The organism is Paraburkholderia polaris (assembly GCF_012927345.1).
In the GTDB taxonomy this organism is placed as follows: Bacteria; Pseudomonadota; Gammaproteobacteria; order Burkholderiales; family Burkholderiaceae; genus Paraburkholderia; species Paraburkholderia polaris.
Genome location: NZ_JABBGJ010000009.1, coordinates 169,288 through 186,705, shown reverse-complemented (window position 1 = coordinate 186,705; position 17,418 = coordinate 169,288). Strand labels below are relative to the sequence as shown.

The 17,418-nt window shown below is 59.2% G+C and carries 18 protein-coding genes and 2 pseudogenes; 12 read left to right on the top strand and 8 right to left on the bottom strand.

The features are described from left to right. The first annotated feature begins 1 nt into the window (after position 1). The 8 genes from HHL24_RS10710 (at position 2) to HHL24_RS10675 (ending at position 5,764) form a co-directional block, all read left to right on the top strand. Complete coding sequence (locus HHL24_RS10710) at positions 2-574, top strand: cupredoxin domain-containing protein (RefSeq protein ID WP_169485467.1); 573 nt, start codon at positions 2-4, stop codon at positions 572-574. Continuing rightward, a complete protein-coding gene (locus HHL24_RS10705) occupies positions 561-2,186 on the top strand; it encodes a b(o/a)3-type cytochrome-c oxidase subunit 1 (protein ID WP_169485466.1) in 1,626 nt (541 codons plus the stop codon). The genes HHL24_RS10710 and HHL24_RS10705 overlap by 14 nt, the downstream gene beginning before the upstream one ends. Continuing rightward, positions 2,183-2,992, top strand: a complete 810-nt coding sequence (locus tag HHL24_RS10700) for a c-type cytochrome (protein WP_169485465.1) — start codon at positions 2,183-2,185, stop codon at positions 2,990-2,992. Before HHL24_RS10705 ends, HHL24_RS10700 begins: the two co-directional genes overlap by 4 nt. A gap of 378 nt (positions 2,993-3,370) precedes the next feature. After that, positions 3,371-3,514, top strand: coding sequence for a hypothetical protein (locus HHL24_RS10695; RefSeq protein ID WP_169485464.1), 144 nt, complete (start codon positions 3,371-3,373; stop codon positions 3,512-3,514). A 1-nt stretch (position 3,515) separates the two neighbouring features. After that, entirely contained in the window at positions 3,516-3,785 is a 270-nt protein-coding gene (locus HHL24_RS10690; RefSeq protein ID WP_169485463.1) for a hypothetical protein, read from the top strand. 2 nt (positions 3,786-3,787) lie between these two features. After that, the gene (locus HHL24_RS10685) at positions 3,788-4,405 is read left to right on the top strand and encodes a type VI secretion system amidase effector protein Tae4 (protein WP_169485462.1); all 618 of its coding nucleotides are present in this window, start codon (positions 3,788-3,790) and stop codon (positions 4,403-4,405) included. A gap of 29 nt (positions 4,406-4,434) precedes the next feature. Continuing rightward, positions 4,435-4,722: a hypothetical protein gene (locus HHL24_RS10680; protein WP_206002793.1), complete on the top strand. Its 288-nt coding sequence runs from the start codon at positions 4,435-4,437 to the stop codon at positions 4,720-4,722. A gap of 667 nt (positions 4,723-5,389) precedes the next feature. After that, complete coding sequence (locus HHL24_RS10675) at positions 5,390-5,764, top strand: hypothetical protein (protein ID WP_169485460.1); 375 nt, start codon at positions 5,390-5,392, stop codon at positions 5,762-5,764. Positions 5,765-5,836: 72 nt separating this feature from the next. Here the strand turns inward: HHL24_RS10675 and HHL24_RS10670 are convergent, their stop codons facing one another. Beyond that, positions 5,837-6,307 (bottom strand): hypothetical protein, encoded by a 471-nt coding sequence (locus tag HHL24_RS10670; RefSeq protein WP_169485459.1) that lies wholly within the window; start codon positions 6,305-6,307, stop codon positions 5,837-5,839. Positions 6,308-7,166: 859 nt separating this feature from the next. Continuing rightward, positions 7,167-7,343 (bottom strand): annotated as a pseudogene (locus HHL24_RS45315) (SOS response-associated peptidase family protein); the annotation flags it as partial. 163 nt (positions 7,344-7,506) lie between these two features. On the opposite strand from HHL24_RS45315, the gene HHL24_RS10665 reads away from it, so the two are divergent. From HHL24_RS10665 to HHL24_RS10655, 3 genes and pseudogenes are all read left to right on the top strand, one after another. Continuing rightward, on the top strand, positions 7,507-8,448 hold the full coding sequence (locus tag HHL24_RS10665) for a hypothetical protein (protein ID WP_169485458.1): 942 nt from the start codon (positions 7,507-7,509) through the stop codon (positions 8,446-8,448). Continuing rightward, positions 8,438-8,878 carry a DUF4279 domain-containing protein gene (locus HHL24_RS10660; protein ID WP_169485457.1) on the top strand — a complete coding sequence of 147 codons (441 nt, stop codon included), beginning with the start codon at positions 8,438-8,440 and terminating at the stop codon, positions 8,876-8,878. Before HHL24_RS10665 ends, HHL24_RS10660 begins: the two co-directional genes overlap by 11 nt. Positions 8,879-8,896: 18 nt before the next feature. After that, positions 8,897-9,067: pseudogene (locus HHL24_RS10655) on the top strand (LysR family transcriptional regulator); the annotation flags it as partial. Positions 9,068-9,238: 171 nt separating this feature from the next. Here HHL24_RS10655 and HHL24_RS10650 read toward each other — a convergent pair. Next, positions 9,239-10,879, bottom strand: a complete 1,641-nt coding sequence (locus tag HHL24_RS10650) for a methyl-accepting chemotaxis protein (protein WP_169485456.1) — start codon at positions 10,877-10,879, stop codon at positions 9,239-9,241. Positions 10,880-11,183: 304 nt separating this feature from the next. Here HHL24_RS10650 and HHL24_RS10645 point away from each other — a divergent pair, with 304 nt between their 5' ends. Then, entirely contained in the window at positions 11,184-11,984 is an 801-nt protein-coding gene (locus HHL24_RS10645; RefSeq protein ID WP_169485489.1) for a bestrophin-like domain, read from the top strand. Here HHL24_RS10645 and HHL24_RS10640 read toward each other — a convergent pair. The 5 genes from HHL24_RS10640 to HHL24_RS10620 all read right to left on the bottom strand — a co-directional run bounded on the left by HHL24_RS10640 (position 11,974) and on the right by HHL24_RS10620 (position 17,414). Next, on the bottom strand, positions 11,974-12,801 hold the full coding sequence (locus HHL24_RS10640; RefSeq protein ID WP_169485455.1) for an HpcH/HpaI aldolase/citrate lyase family protein: 828 nt from the start codon (positions 12,799-12,801) through the stop codon (positions 11,974-11,976). The two genes, HHL24_RS10645 and HHL24_RS10640, sit on opposite strands and share 11 nt — an antisense overlap. A gap of 36 nt (positions 12,802-12,837) precedes the next feature. Continuing rightward, positions 12,838-13,554: a GntR family transcriptional regulator gene (locus tag HHL24_RS10635; protein WP_230417402.1), complete on the bottom strand. Its 717-nt coding sequence runs from the start codon at positions 13,552-13,554 to the stop codon at positions 12,838-12,840. A gap of 85 nt (positions 13,555-13,639) precedes the next feature. After that, entirely contained in the window at positions 13,640-14,830 is a 1,191-nt protein-coding gene (locus HHL24_RS10630; protein ID WP_169485453.1) for a CaiB/BaiF CoA transferase family protein, read from the bottom strand. After that, positions 14,827-15,990: an acyl-CoA dehydrogenase family protein gene (locus tag HHL24_RS10625; RefSeq protein WP_169485452.1), complete on the bottom strand. Its 1,164-nt coding sequence runs from the start codon at positions 15,988-15,990 to the stop codon at positions 14,827-14,829. Before HHL24_RS10625 ends, HHL24_RS10630 begins: the two co-directional genes overlap by 4 nt. Next, positions 15,987-17,414 carry an MmgE/PrpD family protein gene (locus tag HHL24_RS10620; protein WP_169485451.1) on the bottom strand — a complete coding sequence of 476 codons (1,428 nt, stop codon included), beginning with the start codon at positions 17,412-17,414 and terminating at the stop codon, positions 15,987-15,989. Before HHL24_RS10620 ends, HHL24_RS10625 begins: the two co-directional genes overlap by 4 nt. Positions 17,415-17,418: the final 4 nt, after the last annotated feature.

The following is a 17,418-nucleotide window of genomic DNA, read 5'->3' as shown; positions in this document are numbered from 1 at the left end:
TATGTCGACTGATTCCAATCACCAACCGGGCAGCGGCCACGAAGTCGCCTTACGCGCCGAGCGCCGCTGGGCGATTTTCGCCACGGCGTTGATCGTTCTGATGCTTGCCGTGATCGTGTTCTCGGGGCTGCATTGGGCGATGATGCCGCCGTCGCGGGTCGAGACGATCGATCCTTCGCGCTTGCAACTGTCCGGCGAATTCGTCGAAGACAACCTCGGCAGCGCCGTCGAGCCGGATGGCTCGGTGGTCGTGCGCTTCATCGCGCAGCAGTATTCGTTCACGCCGCAATGCCTGCTGGTGCCCGCCGACACGCCGATCACGATCCGCACCACCAGCGCCGATGTCGTGCACGGTCTGCTCGTCACCGACACCAACATCAACACGATGGTCGTGCCCGGCTATGTCGCCACACTGAACACGCGCTTCGACAAACCCGCCGATCACACCATGCCGTGTCACGAGTTCTGCGGCTTCGGCCATCAGACCATGTGGGCGCACGTCAAGGTCATCGACAAAGCCACGTTCTTCGAGCAAGCCCGACAATCACGGAGGCTCAGCTGTGTTTCACGCTAAGCGACTCGTTCTCGCGCATTTCTGGCTAGCCTTCATTGCGTTTTTGATCGCGCTGCTGCTCGGCGCGTGGCAGATGCTGGTACGCAGCCCGCTGGTGCCGTGGGTCGGCGACCCCGAGCTCTACTATCGATCGGTGACCGCGCATGGCTCGGTGATGGCTTACGTGCTGCCCACCCTGGTGTCGATGGGGTTCGGCTACGCGATCGTCGAACTCGCGCTCGCACAGCGGCTCGTCGGTCTCAAGTGGGCATGGGCGGCGTTCATCATGCTGGCGGTCGGCGCGGTGATGGCGATGGTCCCGGTCGCACTCGGCAAAGCCTCCGTGCTCTACACCTTCTATCCGCCAATGATCGGCAGTCCGTTCTATTACCTGGGCGTGGTGCTGGTGGTGGTCGGCTCATGGATCTGGGTCGCGCTGATGCACGTGAATCTGCGCGTCTGGAAGCGCGCCAATCCCGGCAAACCCATTCCGCTTGCGATGTTCGCCAACGTGGCGGGCGCGTATCTGTGGGCGTGGACTGCGATCGGCGCGGCGCTCGAGATCCTGTTCCAGATATTGCCGGTCGCCTTCGGCCTCACCAACACGATCGATGCCGGCCTCTCGCGCATCCTGTTCTCGTGGACGCTGCATGCGATCGTCTACTTCTGGCTGATCCCGGCTTACATCGCGTACTACACGCTGGTGCCACGTGCAATCGGTGGACGGCTCTATAGCGATTCGATGGCGCGCGTGTCGTTCATTCTGTTCCTCGTTTTCGCGATGCCGATCGGCATTCACCACCTGTTCGCCGACCCGCAGGTCGGCTCGGGCTTCAAGTTCCTGCACGCGGTGTTCACCGGCATGGTGTCGGTGCCGACGCTGCTGACGGTGTTCACCATCTGCGCATCGGTGGAAATCGCCGGGAGGCTGCGCGGTGGCAAGGGCGCGTTCGGCTGGTTGACCGCGTTGCCGTGGCAGAACCCGATGATGCTGGTGATCGCGTTTTCGTTCGTGATGCTGGGCCTTGGCGGTGCGGGCGGCCTGATCAACATGAGCTACCAGTTGAACTCGACGGTGCATAACACGCAGTGGGTGACCGGGCACTTCCATCTGATTTTCGGCGGTGCGATCGTCATCATGTATTTCGCAATCGCGTACGAATTGTGGCCGCAGCTGACCGGCCGCGCGATTGCGTCAGTAAAGCTGGTGCGGACGCAACTGTGGCTGTGGTTCATCGGCATGATGGTGACGACGCTGCCGTGGCACTACGTCGGCTTGCTCGGTGCGCCGCGGCGCATGGCGTATTACGACTACAACATGCCGGGGATGGAATCGCAGGCGCTCTGGGTTGGGATGTCGGCGGTGGGTGGGCTGATCCTGCTCGTGTCCGGCGTGCTGTTCATCTACATCCTTGCGAAGTCGCAATTCGGACCAGTGGTGCAGCAACAGAGTTTCCGCTTCGCGAGCGCGGTGCAACCGGTGAAGCACGTGCCTGCTGCGCTCAATAGTTTCGGCTTGTGGGTGGCGTTGATGATCGGGCTGACGGTCGTCAACTACAGTGTGCCGATCGTTCAGTTGCTCAGATTGCCGCAGACGTCGGTGCCGGCAGTTGTCGTCGGAGCGCAGCGATGAGTCAGGAACGCGTCTTCAGCTTGCGCAACCCGTGGTTCACGGTGAGCCTGGGCGGCACGATTGCGATTGCTGTTGTGTCGATATTGATCGGCTTCATCTGGCTGCCTTCGGCGAATAGCGGATTCAGCGAGCGCGGCTTATGGGCGACGATTTGCAGCGCCGCGGGTGCGCCGTCGAGTTGGTACGGGGGCGCGAATATTGCCGGGCCGGCGCCGAGCGAGGTGGTGGTCTTACCGCCTTTGCGGCGCGTGCGCGCCGACGCGAATTCGATTGGCCGCGGGGCGACGATTGCGACGCAGAATTGTTCGATGTGTCACGGCGTGCTGGGCACGGTGCAGGTGACGGCACCTGCGTTGGCGGGGCAGTATGCCGACGTGGTCTATAAAGAGTTGCGCGATTATCAGCACGGCGTGCGGCAGAACGCGATCATGCAGCCGATTATTGCGGCTCGTAGTGATCAGGATTTGCATGATCTGGCGGCTTATTATGCTTCGCTAGAGAGGGCTCCAGCGGCTGAGGTTATGCCTACTGGTGCGGGTCCGGACGCCAATGCTGTGAAGCTTGCCATGCAGGGTGATCCGCAGCGGAATATTGCGCCTTGTGCGGCTTGTCATGGGCAGCTTGATCGTAAGGGCGCGGCGCCGTGGCTTGGTGGGCAGTCTTCTATTTATCTGGCTGCGCAGATGCGGGCGTTTGCTTCCGGTGCGCGGCATAACGATATCAATGAGCAGATGCGGAATGTGGCGAGGCAGATGACATCTGCGGAGATTGATAGCGTGGCTAAGTATTACGCGGCGATGCAGTGAGGGTTTGAGCTCGGTTCGGCCTTCGCGGCGCTCGATGCGGCGCGCAAGGTCGGCTTGGTTGGAGGATTCGCCGCCGCGCATCGCGACATCGATAATGACCTGAAGACGTGTTACAAGGCCCGCACTCAGCGGGCCAATTTTTTGTCCAATGTCTTACGCACATTCGGATATCCCTGACGCATTCTCAGATGCGTCCAATACCGCTCCCCAGCAAAAAAAGCCAGGCTCTACAGATAAGTTTTTCAACCCTGTAGGAGACTGGCCCATGCCAAATATCACCGCCGAAGAATCAATTTATCTGTTCGCCACAGCCGGTTCACTGACCAGATATCGCCGACATTGGGGCGATCATGCGCTCGCAAGATGGGAGCACAGCGCATGATGCGTCTGATCCTCTGCGTGAGTGACCAACCCGAAACAGGCGGTTATATCGAGCCCAAGACGGCCGGCATACCGAACTCGATCATGGGTCATGCCATCGCGCATGGCGGCCGCCATGCAAAACACGTCGAGACACGATGACATGGCCGAGTCTACGGGCACGGTGACTTCGAGCAGGACCGTGAACGGCGGGACTTCGTCTATTGCCATGGGCGCTTACGACGAACAGATCGAAGCGAATCAGGGCAAGCAATTCGAAGGCTGTCCCTGCTTCATCGAAACCGAAGATGGTCGCACGTTCTCTGGACGGCTCGATTCCGGTCGTCTCCTGTCGCGTGTCTATACCGAAACCTCTGGCAAGTACACCGTACTTTGGAGCGACGAAGCTCTCGGGAAACAACAAGGAAACTGACAATGCCGAACAAGCCGACTGTGGTTCGAACCAACTCGACACCCGGCTCTATCAAGGTAGTGGAACTGAAGGCGCTGACCTTTCAGGAACTGTGGGATAACTATCCAGTGGGAGACCCTTACGATAATCCGGCCTACGAGAATCAGTGCGCAATCCGTATGAGCGTCACGTTTCATCGCGTTGGCATCGAGATGAAATCTTTCTCCGAGAAACTTGTTAAGCCACTTTCAGGTCAGCACAGCATAGGGCGCATTCTGCTTGGCGGAAGAGCCACCGCCACGCGCGCGGACGAGCTGGGAGAATGGTTGCAACTGCGACCCATTGCGGGGCTTTCGAGCGCGGAGGACATTACCGGTCCGGGTTGGGAGTCAAAGGTAAAAGGCCGCACGGGCATTATTCAGTTCACCGGCTACTGGACTCGTGAGGGTGAGAAAGTAGCCGACGCAAGCGGTGGGCACATCGATCTTTGGAATGGTACACGGCTGACAATCAGTGGAGCCGCTGATGCGTTCGCGACGATCGGGCGAATGTTAGGCCGGCAATCGTTCTGGCCTGGGCATACTCTTGGCTGGTCCGATCTTCGGCACTCAAAGCGCATCCTTTTTTGGGAAATTAGATGAGGCGAGTAGCCGCCACGGTTGTCTTTGCAATGCTGGGATTCGTCAGCCTGTGGCTTTGGATGGGTGTTGACGAAGGCATTTGTGCCCGTTTCCCTCAACTCTGCATTCGATACGGCTGCAAAGAAATTGGCGAGTGCCCGATGAGCTTTTGGGACGAATTCATTTTCTTTTCGGTTGTGTTCGGACCGGCTATCGCGTTCGGCATCGCAGCTGCGGTGTTCAGCAAGCTGCGGCCGAGTTGGCATTCCTGGCTATTGCTGCTTTTTGGCCTGGTCACAGTGCATTGGGTGGTTATGCTAGTCGACAGGCTGGTCTAGGCAGATTGCATCGCGTAACTAACGCGTCGCACTCCGTATGATGGAATCACTTGTCGCTCTGCGGACAGGGGCAGGTAGCCTTTAGCGCAGCGCCAACCTCGCCCCTAGGGTTCCGCGCAGTGTTGTCGCGTACACGACATGCCGATCTCGCCAAATCCAAATATATTCTCTTTTTGGAGATCAAGTGAAGCGTGCTGCATGGTCTATGGCTTATCTGGCTATAGGGCTCCTGGTGTCCTGGCAATCAGTTCTGTTTGCTAGTCGACTGGCAGGCCGGTACTCGTGGCCGTTAATCCATAGCCGCTGGGATGGGTGCTTTGACTTTGAACAGTGCAGTGTTTCGTGGCTCGGGTACACGATGGGCTTTCTTTTTCTTTTCGGACCGGTTGCCGCGTGGAGTATCGTGGGATTTGCCCAGGCGAGAAAGCTTACCGCGTGTCGCGTTGCCGTTTCAACGTCGATACTGCTCGCAGTAACTGCCCTGTTTTATCTGAGTTTTTATGTCGTCGTGTGGCAGTGACAACGTCGTCATATTGACATCGCATCACTTGCGCGCAAATTCTGCGTGCGGTGGAGTTGCCAGCCGGTCCACGAACGGTGCAAGCATGAGGGCGTGGCATTCTCTCCTCCCATCCGAACTGGCAGAGTTCATTTTGAGTGAGCAGAAATGAAGAAAGAAAGCGAAATCTACGCACCATTCATTGACCGCGCTGAGGTGCGGCCTAGCGGCGAAATATTTTTGCGGGGTGAGGATGCGCAGCAGTTAGTTGCTGCCAGCCAAAGCGCTGGAATGGCAGTTCTTGGCATCGAGGCTGTACGCATTGATGCCAATCAAGTGATGCCATATATCGATGCCATCGCCGACTATTCTCCGAAATCCGCTATGCAATGGGAGGCATATCAAGAGCGATGTAATCGGCTCGCCCTGGATTTCCTGCGGGAGGCGGTTGAGCAAAAAGGCGAGGACACGTACTTTTGCTTCGAAGTCATGGATCGCGCGGAACACGCCGAATTCTTGAAACGAATTACTTCCGCCTCTTAGAGGCGTGACTAAAAAGGCGCGAAATTGCTCGCGCCTTTTTAGTTGCTGCGGCGTGGCGGCCGCTAGCGTTCTTTAGTGTGCAACGGCAGTGGCCCATGCGCCCGCTTTTTCTCGCGACGCGACCTTTGTGCGCACCGGCTTCGACCGCGCGATATCGGCGGACTCGGCGTTGGGCTTGTCATCTGATTTCGCCTCCGCCGCCTCGGATAGAAGGCACGCGGCACGCTTCGCGGTGATGCGGCTATGAGGCACGTCCTTCGCATCAAGTGCGATCACCTGGTACAGTTCACGGTCGCATTCAATCTCGCGCTCGTATGCCTCGCCCGTTTCGACAAGCAATTCCAGCAACGCGTGTTGGCTTTGCCGTTCATCCCGTGTCATGCAAGGAGTCCTGCGTATTGAAGCCGCAAGCGTAACCAGTCTCTTAAGTTGATCCAACTGCCGGTTGCATGAATCGAAAGCTGAAAGCGCGAGTTTCTCGTACTGAAGCGCATCAACGGGCGAGCGTGAGGTTGCTTGAGGTTTCTTGGTGGATTTGCTCATGGTGCGATTTCCGGTTGGTTCCTGAATCGCCCGACACTCGCTGAAAGATGGGGTGAGCGGGCACGAAGCGGGGTTAGCAGACCGGGAGAAAAATCAAGACCGGCGAGCCTTGCGGCTCCCCCAACATCGGCCCGCCCATAGAAAAGGCGCGCACAACTGGGCACCGCCCACTTACGCGGGCAGTGCGATCCTTCTCACCAGGCTGCTAAACCTGCGCCGTCAAATTGACGGCAGGAACAATCTAACGCACCTATTTTTTGAGACGATCAACCAAACAGGCTAAACGCGCGAATTATAACTAATCTTTACATTCGCCCCGGCGCGCACTCTGTACCGGTTGCTATGGGCGCAGCGCTGCTGGATGTATGACTGCCTTGTCACTCACGCCGACGATGCGAGAACACCGATTCCAGATGCACCACTATCGCGACTGTGCGGGGGACCAGCTGAAGAGCTGGCGGTGTGAGCCGCTTTCTTTTGCCTACTTGTCTTTGTCAGCTATGTCTCCGGTCTATACACAGCCGGCAAAGAGAAGTAGGTGCCGCCCCGCACAGCATCACGCGGGAAAACCCTTCCGCCCTGAAACCCTTATCTGGTAAGGCTCACAGCGCACCCATCGGGATTTGAGAATTTTTCCCCTATTTGTTAGAGGAGCCACAGGGGAATTTCGACGGCATCCCTGAAACCGGTGATCGTAAAAATAAAATCTGCAAAAAAGCAGCAGATCAAGCACGGCTTTTTGAATTGCGCCAACTAGCAAGGGAGATCGGTCTCCGTGTTCTCCGCAACGAAAGCGTCACTCTCATCCCGCGACAAAAACATCCTCGCAATTGCTAGCAGATTCGTGAGCTGCTGCTCACGCTTCGACGTTATCAGGCCCGATCGGGACGATGCATCGGTCATGTCCGGCCGCTGCGACTTTTGGTGGAGGCTCGTCTGTGATTGCGGCAAATGACCAAAGGCCAGGTTGACCCGGTATCGCCGTGCGTGACCACAGGCAGGCGACCAACATTTGTTGCGGCGGCGTCGGATCGAATGAACCGAAGGGACCATGGCTCGATGCTTCGCATATCCCAAAAACATAGGAATCCTACAATCTGCTAGGTTTACATCGTCGCGCATGAAGAAGTCCGGGCAAGGTGCTGACCACCGGGGTGGGTTTCGAATCTCCTGTCACAACAAGTAAAGCAGGTCTGTCTATGTCGCAGTGGAATACGCTTTCGGTCCCGCTGGAGAACGGTTGGCAATGTACGCTGGTTCCCACCAGCGACTACCGTACCCAATCAGGCAATTGGCTGATCTTCGGGACGGACGACGAGCGAGAAGAGATCAAGCAGGCCAGAAGAGATTTCGACCGCTATTTCCGACCACGTTCAGACATGCGTACTGTGAGCGGAGGGGCCGAACTACGCGAGATTCAATCATTCCTGCGCGATACGCTGAATGTGGTCCACCGGAACCTGCCTAGCGACAACGCGGGTGTCGAACGCATGCTTCGGGAGGCGGTAGCGGACGGTCGGCTGGTGCCCGTCTTGAATCACGGGTACGCGTATTCCTGCCGGGTATCCCGTCCGACACCAGCGCCCTTACGCTGGCCATCGTACGGGGGCGGCGGAATGGTAAGGGCCACCTCATACGGCTCAAGCTGGGCGAGTTCAAGCTCAGCGTTGTTCGACGGCGAGCCGATCCTTTCCGGTCCGTATGACCCTGCCACTCAGGCGGCTCGGCTCAGCGCCGCGCGCGGCGCGATTGCCGCAAGTGGCAACGGTGGCAATCTGCTTGGCCTGCTTGAAACGGTGGCCGGCGCCGCGCTCAGCACAGGCTCTGGTGCGGACGATGGCGGAGATGAGGTGGCCGACGATGGCGTTTTTACCTTTACGTCGCTCGGTGATACGCAGCCTTTTGAGTACACCGAAAACACGGTAAGTGGTGACACTGAGGAACTAGCCGCTTCGACAAACAACCCTAAGTTCGCTGCAAAGATGCTTAGCTACGATTACAAGACATTCGGAACGATGTTGCATAAGTTCAAAGATGCCAACGGTCTTGGACCGGCTGATAACAGCATCTTTCACGATAATGGCGATATGGAATTCAATGGCCGGATATTTGAGGACAGTATTCACGACTATGCACCATGAACAATCTTCAGCACCAGACGCGGACGCCGGAGCATATGCGTCTTTCCTCATAACAGGGGACACGGTATCGCCAGAATTCTGGACCGGATATTTTCAGGTATCTCCCGATTCAACCATCGTTAAAGGGCGCTCGTTCGCCCTGCCGTCAGGCAAGGCCAGCAAAGCATTGGGGAAAACCGGTCTATGGGGCGTCAGCAGTGAGTTTGCTGTACAAGATAACTTGCTGGCTCCGCATTTACGATACCTTGTAAATCGCCTTGGCTTGCCCCGTGACGGTCTTCGGGAGGTCCTGCAACAGGCTGGCGCGAAAGTGCGGTTCTCCTGTTTCTGGTTTAACCCATCAGGCGACCGCTTGCCCGATGTACCAGACAATATCCGGGCCATGATGAGAGCGATGGGCGGCACAATCGAGATTGACGAGTATCGGTAGCGTTATCAAGGGTGACGCATGCGACGGTTACCTTCATTGATTGCTTTACGCTTCTTCGAAAAAACGGCTTGTCATCTGAGCTTCAATCGGGCCGCGACCGCGTTGTGTGTCACACAGGGCGCGGTGAGCCGTCAGATCAAGATTCTCGAAAACTCACTTAAATTCCATCTGAGCCCCCGCAACCTCAAGCACCGCCCGCGCAACGTAAGGGCTTGCGGTTGCGAGCTTATGAGACACCAAGCAACTCGGGGAGACAGTAGAATTCCCCCTCACAGGGGCAACACTAATGGACCACTAAGAAATCAAGGAAAGGCCCACGCCGCATGCACACAAACACAAGCGCCGCGCAGGCAAAAAAAATCAAACCGCTACAAACCCGCCCACATCACCCCGCCCCGCGCCAGCCACAGCCCCACCTCGCCGCCCGGCAAGCCCAGCACCCCCACTCCCCGTCTGAAACACAGCCACCGCCGACGTCAACCGCCGCGCCTGCTCCTCGAGCGAACTAGCCGCCGCAGCAGCCTGCTCAACCAGCGCGGCATTCTGCTGCGTTACCTCATCCATTTGCGCAACAGCCAGGTTCACCTGATCGATCCCGGTGCTCTGCTCAAGCGCCGCGGCCGCGATCTCGCTCATGATCGAACTCACGCGCGAAATCGAATCGACAATCTCGGTCATCGTCGACCCCGAGCGTTCAACCAACTGCGAGCCCGCCTGCACCCGCGCCGTCGACGCATCGATCAACCCCTTGATCTCCTTCGCCGCCGCCGCGCTTCGCTGTGCCAACGACCGCACCTCACTCGCCACCACCGCAAAACCACGCCCCTGCTCGCCCGCGCGCGCCGCCTCGACCGCCGCGTTCAGCGCCAGAATATTGGTCTGGAAAGCGATCCCTTCGATCACGCCGACAATGTCGGCAATCCGCCGCGAGTCGTCGACGATGCCATGCATCGTGCCCACTACCTGTTCGGTCAGATCGCCGCCCTGCGCAGCCAGGCTCGACGCCCCCTGCGCCAGCGAGCTCGCCTGCTTCGCGTTGTCCGCCGTCTGCTTGACCGTCGAAGTCAGCTCTTCAATGCTGGCCGCCGTTTCTTCGAGCGATGCAGCCTGCTCCTCGGTACGTTGCGACAGATCGGTATTGCCCGCTGCAATCTCGCTCACGCCCGTGTCGATCGATTCCGTACCGTGACGCACGGCGTTCACCGTCTCGATCAACGAGTCCTGCATCTTGCGCAACGCTGCCGCGAGACGGCCCATTTCGTTATTGCTCGTCACGTCGATCTTGCTGGTCAGGTCGCCATTGGCGATCCGCTGAAACTGCGCGATGGTGGCGTCGACCGGAGTGACAATCGCACGCACCATTACCGCCCGCCCGATCAACGCGCCCAACAACGACAGCCCCATGCCAATCGCCACAGCAATGCAAATCGCGTAGAACAAATCCTGTGCATCCTGATAGCGCTGCGCGCCGTGATCGAGTTGCAATTGCTCGAGCGTGAGCATCGCCTTTTCGTACGCGCTATAAAGCGACGGCAGCTTGTGCGCCTGCAACTGCTCAAATGCGGCCTTGTCACCCGACTTGAGCGCCGCCAGCGCCGGCTCGACGCCTTCGTGCAGGAAGGCGTCGCGCTTGTCCTGCATATCCTTGATCAGACGCTGTTCGTCGGCATCCGTGCTCGCGCGGCTCACATAGTGGGCAAGGCGATCATCGGATGCTTTCTGGTACTGATCAAAGCGCTTGAGCACCGCGTTCGCGCCGTCCTGATCGTTCAGGTCGACCAACGATGCGTAGGTCGCCAGCGCCAGACGCAGGCGCAGCAGCTGTCCAGCGCTACCTTCGAGGTCGGCGACTGCAGGCGTGTCCACCGTGTACATCTGCTGCAGCGACGCGTTGCTCGAACGCAACGACAACAGTCCGGCAGCGGCGCCGAACAGCAGCACCACGCCGAAGAACACAATCATTAGGGTAAGGCAGGTTCGAATCGACAGATTTTTCAGCATCGGGCTTGTCTCCATTGGGCTGCCTGACCGAATATTCAGAAAGTGAGTCTCGGCCACGCGTGCTGCGCCCAAGCCCATCGGCCAGGTCCGCAACCTTTGTTTAAAATTTAAGCGAACGCCACATAGATGGTCTACGGCGGGATTGCAGAAAACTTTATGGTTGATGGCGCATACGTTTGCGATCCCTCAACATACGAGCAGGGGTCGCCCGCTATTCAAGCAAGGGCATTTGCGGGACTACCCGGGTGGTCGGCGGGCGGCGGTTGGTAGAAAGTGGCGAGGCGCGCGTCTCCGGAGCACTTCTATGTCAGAAATAGGCTCGGCTCTGCTGGTTTTCGCTTTACTGCTTATCGGCACCGGCTTGGGCGTGTGGGTGCGGCCGCTGCTGCCTGAGGAGCACAAGGCGCACGAAACCGTGCAACTTATCCAGCTGGTTATCGGCATGCTGGTGACGTTTGCCGCTTTGGTGCTCGGGTTGATGACGGCTTCCGCGAAATCCAGCTTCGATACCGAGTCGAATGATTTGCGCACCTTTTCGGCTGACCTGATCGAGTTCGACACGACCATGCGGGAATACGGCGGCGATACGGATGAGGCCCGGCACCTGCTTCGCCTGTACACCGCGGCCGCGATTGCATCGACATGGCCAGACGAGCCGACTCCAACCGGTGATTATCCGAAGAACATCGGAACGCAGGATAGCTCGCAGAGGCTGGAGAACGTGCGGCTTGGCGATATGCTGACTGCGGTGGGCAGGCAGTTGCGGCAATTGCGCGCGCATGATCCGTTACAACAGCGCACGCTCGATGATGCGTTGACGCAATATCGGCGAACTGTGGATGCTCGATGGAAGATCATCGAGGAAGCGCACAGTTCAATTTCTCTGCCTTTTTTGATGACGCTGACGTTCTGGTTGTGCGTGATTTTTCTCAGTTTCGGATTGATTGCGCCGCGCAATGCGTTGGCGTTGGTCACGATCTCGCTTGGGGCAGTGTCTATTGCTTCTGCCATCTATGTGATTGTCGATCTGGATACGCCGTTCACCGGCCCGATTGTCGTTTCCAGTTCGCCGATGAGAGACGCGCTCGAGCACCTCAGGCGGTGAAACCTATGCTCTGACTGACTTCAAACTCGGAAATCCTCCTGGCGCGATCGACTATCGGCTTGTCAACCAGTTTGCCGTCCACTGCAAACGCTCCTTCTGGATGCTCGCCGCAAGCGACCAATACCCGCGCGGCCCAGCGCCGCTCCTCTTCGCTCGGAGCGAACCCGCGATTCACCGGGTCCACCTGCTTAGGGTGAATACAAAGCTTTCCGGTAAACCCAAACCGTCGCGCAGTAGCAACCTGCTCAGTCAACCGCTCAAGGTTATCGAGCTCCAACGTCACACCGTCAATTGGCGCAGCCAACCCCGCATACCGCGATTCGATCACCAATTGCGAGCGCACGTAATCCAGTTCAACGCCCAGCCCCTCAATCCCGGCATCGCCGCAAAAATCAACCGTCCCGAATGCAAGCCGCGCAACTGACGGCACGGCGGCAATCTCGCGCATCGCCACCACGCCCGCGACGGTCTCGATCAACGCCACGATCCTCACCTGCGACGGCAACCGCGCAGCAACATCGGCAAGTTGCTGTGCGCTATCCGACTTCGGCACCATCACGACCGAGGCGCCGGAGCGGCTCACCATCTCCACGTCTTCGGCATGCCAGGGCGTACCCACCGCATTCACGCGAACGATCAGCCGCGAACGATCCGCCGTCATTAGCCAGCGCTGCAAGCCCTCGCGTGCATGCTCCTTGGCGGCCGGCGCGACCGCGTCTTCCAGATCGATCACCACCGCGTCGGCGCCTGCGTCGAGCGCCTTTATAAAGCGCTCGGGCCGGTCGCCTGGAACGAACAGATAACTGCGTGCGTTCATGTTGCTCTCCTTCAGAAGCACACGGCCAGGTGCTGCCTAGTTCGCGTGCCAGTCGAGTTGAAACGTTTCGGAATAACTGTAGCGATCGGCCGGGTGAACACTGATCGTCAGTTCCACCAGTTGCCCCCGACGGTTCAGATAACGGCGACACAACCACAACGCCGGCGAGCGCGCCTTCGCGTTCAAACGTTCCGCGAGTTTCGCCGGCATCGCGATCGCGCGGATTTCCTGCTGCACCTCCGTGATCTGCTCGCCGAACTGTTTTTCGATCAGCGTGTAGATCGGCACGTGAGACCGGCCGCTTAGCCCCGTCAGCGATCGGAACGCCGGGTGGATATACACCTCGGTGTGGCAGATCGGCTCAACGCTGCCTGGCGTTCGGCGAATCCCTTCGGCTAGCAGCCACGTTTCGCCCGGCTTCGCGTTGAGCCGCTCGAGCAGTTCTGCATCGTCGATCTCGATCGTTTGGGTCGATGCAATCTCCAACTCGGTGTCGGCCGTATAACGGTGCAGATCGCTCAGCCGCTCCATCACCTGACGGTACGCGGTCTCGCTCTGCGTCGACTTCACGCGGGTGCCGATGCCGGGCCGCCGGTCCACGAGGCCGCGCTGCTCCAGTTGCTTGATCGCCTGCCGCACCGTGAAGCGGCTCGCACCGAACTGCTCGCATAACTCGAACTCGGTGGGCAGCAAGGCGCCGATGGGAAACCGCCCGCCCTGAATCTCGTTGAGAAGCGTCTGTGCCAGCTGCATGTAGCGCGGCTGTTGCCCAAGGACTGTCGTTGTGGCCATCTCGGTGTGCAATGAAGTGAAGGAGCGGGCAGTTACCCGCCCGGCCTTATTGCACCACACCCGCCTCCCTCAGCAAAGCAATCCTTTCAGGGCTGTAGCCCAACTCGTCGAGCAGGCGCTGGGTATCCTGACCGATATCCGGTGCGGCGCGCATCGGCAGCGGCTCGTCAACTCGCACCGGCGCCGCCACGCCGCGAATCTTCCCGAAGCGCGGATGCTCTGCGTTTACCACGCACTCGCGCTCAGCGACGAACGGATTCTCCAGCGCCTCCTTAACATCCAACACCGGCGCGGCCGGCACGCGACCACCGAACCGTTCGAGCCACTGCGCGGTGGTCGCCGTCGACAGTACCGCGTCGAGTTCGGTCTGTACCAACTCACGATTCTCGAGACGCGCCTGGAAGTTGCAGAAGCGCGGATCAGTGACCCACGACGGTTTGTCGACTACTCCGGCAAGCACACCCCAGAACTTCTCCTTATTGCACATCAGGAAGATCCAGCCATCCTGCGTCTTGTACAACTGGCTCGGTGTGAGCGAAGGATGCGACGAGCGGTTCTCGCGCCCCGTCACCACGCCGCCGTTCAGATACCACGTGGCGACATAGGCGAGGTTATGCAGCGCGACATCGAAGAGGCTCACGTCGATATCGCGCCCCTTACCCGAAGTCTTCGCGTCGACGAGACCGGCGAGCAGCGCCATCGCCGCGGTCGTGCCGGTCATCAGATCGATGATCGACAAACCGAAACGTGCCGGCGGACTATCGGGCTCACCTGTTACTGACAGATATCCCGCCTCGGCCTGCATCAGATAGTCGTAGCCGGGCCACGCCGCGCGACTGCCGGTACGGCCATATGCGGACAGATGCCCGCAGACGATCTTTGGGTTCGCCTCGCACAATTGATCGTATGTGACGCCGAGTTTCACCGGCAGATCGCCGCGCAGATTGTTGAACACTGCGTCGCTCTTGGCGACGAGATCCAGCAACACAGCACGCGCTTCGGGCTTCTTCAGATCGAGCGTCAAGCTGTACTTGTTGCGATTGAACGCTTCGAAAAAATGGCTATCGCCTTCGCCGAAGAAATACGGGCCGACCGCGCGGCCCACGTCGCCGCCATTGCTCGGATGCTCGATCTTGATGATCTCCGCGCCAAGGTCTGCGAGATGCTGGGTCGCGAACGGCCCAGCCCCATACTGTTCAATGGCGAGCACGCGCACGCCGGAAAGGGGCAGACTCATACCGGACTCCTTTCAATCAACTGTTTGGCGATGATGATGCGCTGCATCTCGTTAGTGCCTTCGCCGATCACCAGCAGCGGCGCATCGCGATACAGTCGCTCGACGTTGTATTCCTTCGAATAACCGTACGCGCCGTGAATCCGCATGGCCTCGATGCTGTTTTCCAGCGCGGCTTCGGTGGCGAAGTATTTCGCCATACCGGCTTCCATATCGCAGCGCTCGCCACGGTCGTACTTCTGCGCGGCGGCGTCTACGAGTAAGCGGCCGGCTTCGGCGCGCGTGGCCATTTCTCCGAGCTTCAACTGGATCGCCTGGTGCTCGCAGATCGGCTTGCCGAAAGTCTTTCGTTGCTGCGAATAGCTAACCGATTCTTCGAGCGCCGCCAGCGCAATGCCGACTCCACGCGCGGCCACGTTGATGCGTCCGAGTTCGAGTCCGCCGAGTATCTGCTGCAAGCCCTTGCCTTCCACGCCGCCGATCAATGCATCGGTGGGGACATGAAAATCGTTGAACGACAACTCGCAGGTATCGATACCTTTGTAGCCGAGCTTTTCGAGTTGACGGCTGACTTCAAAACCCGGGCCCTTCTGCACCAGTAGCAAGCTCATGCCGCGATGACGCGGCTCTGCAGTAGGGTCCGTCTTCACCAGCAACGCGAGCGTATTGCCATACTTGCTATTGGTGATCCAGGTCTTGTTGCCGTTCACGATGTACTCGTCGCTGACACGTTTCGCTGTGGTGCGAATCGCCTGCAGATCGGTGCCGCAGTCGGGCTCCGTCAAGCCGATACCGCCGCGCCATTCGCCGGTAGCGAACTTCGGCAGATATTTGCTCTTCTGTTCGGGCGTGCCGTTACGTTGCACCAGCATCGCGAGAATCAGATGTGAATTGATGATGCCGCTCACCGACATCCACACGCGCGCGATCCGCGTGATGATCTGCGCGTAAGTGCGGGTCGATAGGCCCAGGCCGCCGTACTCGGGATCGATGATGCAACCGAACAGGCCCATCTCCTTCATCTTTTCGACGATCTCTTCCGGGTAGATGTCGTCGTGATCGAACTTGTGAACGTAGGGCCGCACTTCGGTTTCAAGGAAGCGGTCCAGCATGTCGAGAATCAGTTGATCGTTGTCCAGTGTGTCGAGTTCGGTTGCGGTCATGATGACGTCCTTGAAGATTCGGTGGATCCGGCGAGCGTGTCGGCGAGTGCGCGCGCCGGGCGTTCGTCGAGTTGCAATACGGACTGAGCGATCTGTTCAGCGGCACTGCGGGATACGCTGCGCTGCGCATTCGCGTAGAACTTGGTGACGATGTCGTCGTTGCTCACGGGGCGGTCGGCGCAACCACGATTGATCGCCTCGCGATGCGCGACGCGTGTGCCATCGCTGCGCTCCACCACGACTTCGCCGGTGTAGTGACGTGGGAAGGTGGTATCCGGATCGATCTCGTAATCGACTCGTGCGGCCAGCGCCAGCACGGCGGGATCGGCGAGCGCGGCAGGCTCGAGTTCGTCGAGCGTGAAGCGGCCCTTCAGCAATGCGGTGGCGACGATGTACGGCACGCTGAATTGCGCGTCGTAGCTTGTCACCGGTTTGCGCTTCGGCTCGAGCGGCTCGCAGACAACCTCGACCGTTCCACGCGGCACCTTGGCTACCACGCGCTTTATCGAGTCGAGGTTTTGCGCCGAGAAGCGATGTTCCTGATGCAACGCGATCGCCGCATCGGCCACCGCGTGCGTGAAGTGGCAAGCAGGCAGTGGCTTGATCGCGACTTCGTCGATTTGCCACGAGCTGCCGAGGCCTTCGGTCGCAAGCTGTAGATCGTCCTCCTCGAGCCGCTTGCCCAGGTGGCTGGCGTACAGACCGAAGCGCCCTTCGTAGGCCGAACGTGGACCGGTGAAACCGTGCTTCGCAAGCGTCGCGGCGGTGATGCCGGATGCAGCGGCGAAACCCGGATGAACGCGCTTGGTCCACGCGCCGTCTTCGAGGAATTCGAGGCTGCCGGCGGCCATCGATAGAACGATGCCTTGCGCGTGAGCAACCTGAAGCTCATCCAGATGCAACAGACGCGCCGCCGCGACCGCGCAACCGAACGCGCCGACCAGCCCCGTCGGATGAAAGCCGGCCTGATGAAAGCCGCCCTTCGTGGCCGACGCGACGCGCGTCGATACTTCCATCGCGACGATATACGCACTGAGCAGATCTGCGCCGCTCATGTCATCGCGATCCGCTAGTGCAAGTACGCATGGCAAGGCGCTGGTCGTCGAATGAATCACGCCGCGAGAATGCGTGTCGTCGAAATCGAGACCGTGAATCAGCACGCCGTTCATCATCGCGGCATCGCGCAGGGCGAGACGCCGCCCAAAGCCGATCACCGGCGAAGTGCCGCTGCCGAGTTCAGAGAATGCCGCGAGCGATACGTCGGCATATGGATAGCCGCGCGACGCCAGCGCGATGCCAACAGCGTCGAGAATCAGGTGCTTGGCGCGCGTCTGGACAGCGCGCGGAATGTCACGCAAATGGAGTCCCAGACCGAAGCGTGCATATTGATCGGAGAGCGTGACTGAAGAGCTGAGTGAAGTCATATCG